This window comes from Cellulosimicrobium sp. AB352 (assembly GCF_049538415.1).
Lineage (GTDB): Bacteria > Actinomycetota > Actinomycetes > Actinomycetales > Cellulomonadaceae > Cellulosimicrobium > Cellulosimicrobium funkei.
The window spans coordinates 1-5,543 of sequence record NZ_JBMVFX010000042.1; the positions used below are offsets into that span (position 1 = coordinate 1).

Below are 5,543 nucleotides of genomic sequence, written 5' to 3' on the forward strand. Positions count from 1 at the left end.
TTGTTAGTCAATGCCAAATTTTTTGTCCCTGTGGCATGGCTGGCCTGGTTGCCCGTCCGGGTGGTTGGGTTGGTTGTGTCTGGGATTCCTTTGGTTGATTTCGGAAGATGATGTCATCTTTCGTGTTGATGCCAGTTTTGTGAACCCTGTTGGGGTTCGCTTCGTATGGATTGTTCACTGCCGGGTTTGTCCTGGTGGTGGGCGTTGTTCATTTACGGAGAGTTTGATCCTGGCTCAGGACGAACGCTGGCGGCGTGCTTAACACATGCAAGTCGAACGATGATGCCCAGCTTGCTGGGCGGATTAGTGGCGAACGGGTGAGTAACACGTGAGTAACCTGCCCTTGACTTCGGGATAACTCCGGGAAACCGGGGCTAATACCGGATATGAGCCGCCTTCGCATGGGGGTGGTTGGAAAGTTTTTCGGTCAGGGATGGGCTCGCGGCCTATCAGCTTGTTGGTGGGGTGATGGCCTACCAAGGCGACGACGGGTAGCCGGCCTGAGAGGGCGACCGGCCACACTGGGACTGAGACACGGCCCAGACTCCTACGGGAGGCAGCAGTGGGGAATATTGCACAATGGGCGAAAGCCTGATGCAGCGACGCCGCGTGAGGGATGAAGGCCTTCGGGTTGTAAACCTCTTTCAGCAGGGAAGAAGCGCAAGTGACGGTACCTGCAGAAGAAGCGCCGGCTAACTACGTGCCAGCAGCCGCGGTAATACGTAGGGCGCAAGCGTTGTCCGGAATTATTGGGCGTAAAGAGCTCGTAGGCGGTTTGTCGCGTCTGGTGTGAAAACTCGAGGCTCAACCTCGAGCTTGCATCGGGTACGGGCAGACTAGAGTGCGGTAGGGGAGACTGGAATTCCTGGTGTAGCGGTGGAATGCGCAGATATCAGGAGGAACACCGATGGCGAAGGCAGGTCTCTGGGCCGCAACTGACGCTGAGGAGCGAAAGCATGGGGAGCGAACAGGATTAGATACCCTGGTAGTCCATGCCGTAAACGTTGGGCACTAGGTGTGGGGCTCATTCCACGAGTTCCGTGCCGCAGCAAACGCATTAAGTGCCCCGCCTGGGGAGTACGGCCGCAAGGCTAAAACTCAAAGGAATTGACGGGGGCCCGCACAAGCGGCGGAGCATGCGGATTAATTCGATGCAACGCGAAGAACCTTACCAAGGCTTGACATGCACGAGAAGCCACCAGAGATGGTGGTCTCTTTGGACACTCGTGCACAGGTGGTGCATGGTTGTCGTCAGCTCGTGTCGTGAGATGTTGGGTTAAGTCCCGCAACGAGCGCAACCCTCGTCCCATGTTGCCAGCGGGTTATGCCGGGGACTCATGGGAGACTGCCGGGGTCAACTCGGAGGAAGGTGGGGATGACGTCAAATCATCATGCCCCTTATGTCTTGGGCTTCACGCATGCTACAATGGCCGGTACAAAGGGCTGCGATACCGTAAGGTGGAGCGAATCCCAAAAAGCCGGTCTCAGTTCGGATTGGGGTCTGCAACTCGACCCCATGAAGTCGGAGTCGCTAGTAATCGCAGATCAGCAACGCTGCGGTGAATACGTTCCCGGGCCTTGTACACACCGCCCGTCAAGTCACGAAAGTCGGTAACACCCGAAGCCCATGGCCCAACCGTTCGCGGGGGGAGTGGTCGAAGGTGGGACTGGCGATTGGGACTAAGTCGTAACAAGGTAGCCGTACCGGAAGGTGCGGCTGGATCACCTCCTTTCTAAGGAGCTACCAACCCTCGCCTTGCCGGTGTTTGCTGGTGGGTGGGTGGTTCAGGTGCCACGCCATCGCCGTCCGTGTGGTGGGTGGTTGCTCATGGGTGGAACATTGACGAAAGAGCTTTCTTGGTCTTGCTGGTGTCAGTACCTGCCGGCTTGCACGATCCTATCGGGGTTCGTGTGGGTGGTGGTGGAACATCACGGGTGAGACCTGGGGGGCTTGTCGAGCACACTGTTGGGTCCTCAGGTCACCGGCCACCGGTTGGTGGGGTGCCTGGTACGGGCCGGTCCTTGGACCACGAACCGCTGCGCGGGTCTTCTTCTTCGGGAGAGGGGTCGGGTGGTAGGCGGGTCTGGTGGGGTCGGGGTCGTTGGTTGTTTGAGAACTGCACAGTGGACGCGAGCATCTTTGTAAAGATCAAGACGCACCCTTTGGGGTGTGGTTCTTGGTTCTCTGCAGTTTTGTTGTTTTTGTTGAAGTTTTTAAGGGCACAGGGTGGATGCCTTGGCACTAGGAGCCGAAGAAGGACGTGGTAGCCTGCGATAAGCCTCGGGGAGCTGGCAAACGAGCTGTGATCCGAGGGTTTCCGAATGGGGGAACCCCGCACGAGTCATGTCGTGTGACCCGCACCTGAATATATAGGGTGTGTGGAGGGAACGTCGGGAAGTGAAACATCTCAGTACCGACAGGAAGAGATATTCCGTGAGTAGTGGCGAGCGAAAGCGGATGAGGCCAAACCGGGCGCGTGTTCAAGCTGTCAGGCGTTGCGTGTTCGGGGTTGTGGGACCCTTCTGGTGGATCTGACAGTCCACCGGGGAGTAAGAAAGCCGTGTCATAGTCGAACCGCATTGAAAGGCGGACCACAGACGGTGCGAGTCCGGTAGACGAAATGGTGCGGCCTCCCGAAGGGGATCCCAAGTAGCACGGGGCCCGAGAAATCTCGTGTGAATCTGGCAAGACCACTTGCTAAGCCTAAATACTACCTAGTGACCGATAGCGGACCAGTACCGTGAGGGAAAGGTGAAAAGTACCCCGGGAGGGGAGTGAAATAGTACCTGAAACCGTGTGCCTACAATCCGTTGGAGCCTCCTTGGCTGGGGTGACAGCGTGCCTTTTGAAGAATGAGCCTGCGAGTTAGTGCTCAGTGGCGAGGTTAACCCGTGTGGGGAAGCCGTAGCGAAAGCGAGTCCGAACAGGGCGCCCATAGTCGCTGGGTCTAGACCCGAAGCGAAGTGATCTAGCCATGGGCAGGTTGAAGCGCGGGTAAGACCGCGTGGAGGACCGAACCCACCAGGGTTGAAAACCTGGGGGATGACCTGTGGTTAGGGGTGAAAGGCCAATCAAACTTCGTGATAGCTGGTTCTCCCCGAAATGCATTTAGGTGCAGCGTCACGTGTTTCTTGCCGGAGGTAGAGCTACTGGATGGCCGATGGGCCCTACAAGGTTACTGACGTCAGCCAAACTCCGAATGCCGGTAAGTGAAAGCGTGGCAGTGAGACTGCGGGGGATAAGCTCCGTAGTCGAGAGGGAAACAGCCCAGACCACCGGCTAAGGCCCCTAAGCGTGTGCTAAGTGGGAAAGGATGTGGAGTTGCACAGACAACCAGGAGGTTGGCTTAGAAGCAGCCACCCTTGAAAGAGTGCGTAATAGCTCACTGGTCAAGTGATTCCGCGCCGACAATGTAGCGGGGCTCAAGTACACCGCCGAAGCCGTGGCATCTGCGCTCAACTCAGGCCTTCGTGGTCCAGAGGCGCAGGTGGGTAGGGGAGCGTCGTGTGGGCGGTGAAGCCGCGGGGGAACCCAGCGGTGGAGCCCACACGAGTGAGAATGCAGGCATGAGTAGCGAAAGACGGGTGAGAAACCCGTCCGCCGAATGACCAAGGGTTCCAGGGCCAGGTTAATCCGCCCTGGGTAAGTCGGGACCTAAGGCGAGGCCGACAGGCGTAGTCGATGGACAAGGAGTTGATATTCTCCTACCGGCGAAGAACCGCCCATACCGAGCCCGGTGATGCTGACCGCCCAAACCTGCCCATCGACCCTTCGGGGTCACCGGGCAGGGGCGCGCGGGACCCAATCCGGTAGTAGGTAAGCGTATTAACAGGGGTGACGCAGGAAGGTAGCCCGGCGTGGCGATGGTAGACCACGTCCAAGGCTGTAGGCCGTCGGGTAGGCAAATCCGCCCGACATGAAGGTTGAGAGCTGACGGTGAGCGCACAAGCGCGAACTGGGTGATCCTATGCTGCCAAGAAAAGCCTCGGCGCGAGGTTCTAGCCGCCCGTACCCCAAACCGACTCAGGTGGTCAGGTAGAGAATACTAAGGCGATCGAGAGAATCGTGGTTAAGGAACTCGGCAAAATGCCCCCGTAACTTCGGGAGAAGGGGGGCCCGAAGCGTGAACACCCTCGCGGTGGGAGCGTGGACGGCCGCAGAGACCAGGGAGAAGCGACTGTTTACTAAAAACACAGGTCCGTGCGAAGTCGCAAGACGATGTATACGGACTGACGCCTGCCCGGTGCTGGAAGGTTAAGAGGACGGGTCAACCCTTCGGGGTGAAGCTCAGAATTTAAGCCCCAGTAAACGGCGGTGGTAACTATAACCATCCTAAGGTAGCGAAATTCCTTGTCGGGTAAGTTCCGACCTGCACGAATGGCGTAACGACTTCTCCGCTGTCTCAACCGCGAACTCGGCGAAATTGCACTACGAGTAAAGATGCTCGTTACGCGCAGCAGGACGGAAAGACCCCGGGACCTTTACTATAGCTTGGTATTGGTGTTCGGTGCGGCTTGTGTAGGATAGGTGGGAGACTGTGAAGCCCGTACGCCAGTGCGGGTGGAGTCAACGTTGAAATACCACTCTGGCCGCTTCGGATGTCTAACCTCGGTCCGTGATCCGGACCAGGGACAGTGCCTGGTGGGTAGTTTAACTGGGGCGGTTGCCTCCTAAAATGTAACGGAGGCGCTCAAAGGTTCCCTCAGCCTGGTTGGCAATCAGGTGTCGAGTGCAAGTGCACAAGGGAGCTTGACTGTGAGACTGACAGGTCGAGCAGGGACGAAAGTCGGAACTAGTGATCCGGCGGTGGCTTGTGGAAGCGCCGTCGCTCAACGGATAAAAGGTACCCCGGGGATAACAGGCTGATCTTGCCCAAGAGTCCATATCGACGGCATGGTTTGGCACCTCGATGTCGGCTCGTCGCATCCTGGGGCTGGAGTAGGTCCCAAGGGTTGGGCTGTTCGCCCATTAAAGCGGTACGCGAGCTGGGTTTAGAACGTCGTGAGACAGTTCGGTCCCTATCCGCTGCGCGCGCAGGAAACTTGAGAAGGGCTGTCCCTAGTACGAGAGGACCGGGACGGACGAACCTCTGGTGTGCCAGTTGTTCCGCCAGGAGCACCGCTGGTTGGCTACGTTCGGAAGGGATAACCGCTGAAAGCATCTAAGCGGGAAGCCTGCTTCAAGATGAGGTTTCCGTACCCTACGGGGTGAGAGGCACCCAGCAGAACACTGGGTCGATAGGCCGGACGTGGAAGCGGGGACGAAAGACCCGTGCAGCTGACCGGTACTAATCAGCCGACAACTTCAACACCAAACACTTTGCTACGCGTCCACTGTGCGGTTCCCGAACCACCAACACCGCACCCCCACACAGGGGGTGCCCCGGTGTCGAGGAGGTTCAACAGAGTTACGGCGGTCACAGCGAAGGGGAAACGCCCGGTCCCATACCGAACCCGGAAGCTAAGCCCTTCAGCGCCGATGGTACTGCCCTGGAGACGGGGTGGGAGAGTAGGACGCCGCCGGACAACCCTTCACCGAAGGC

3 rRNA genes are annotated in these 5,543 nt (G+C 58.2%); all 3 read left to right on the forward strand.

Annotated elements, in window-relative coordinates:
- Nucleotides 1–211 precede the first annotated feature (211 nt).
- The 3 genes from ACPCUX_RS18705 to rrf all read left to right on the forward strand — a co-directional run bounded on the left by ACPCUX_RS18705 (nucleotide 212) and on the right by rrf (nucleotide 5,526).
- Nucleotides 212–1,733, forward strand: a 16S ribosomal RNA gene (locus ACPCUX_RS18705).
- A 471-nt stretch (nucleotides 1,734–2,204) separates the two neighbouring features.
- Nucleotides 2,205–5,312, forward strand: a 23S ribosomal RNA gene (locus tag ACPCUX_RS18710).
- Between the two features lie 97 nt (nucleotides 5,313–5,409).
- Nucleotides 5,410–5,526, forward strand: a 5S ribosomal RNA gene (rrf, locus tag ACPCUX_RS18715).
- The 16S, 23S and 5S rRNA genes sit together here, the layout of an rRNA operon.
- The last annotated feature ends 17 nt before the right edge of the window (nucleotides 5,527–5,543 follow it).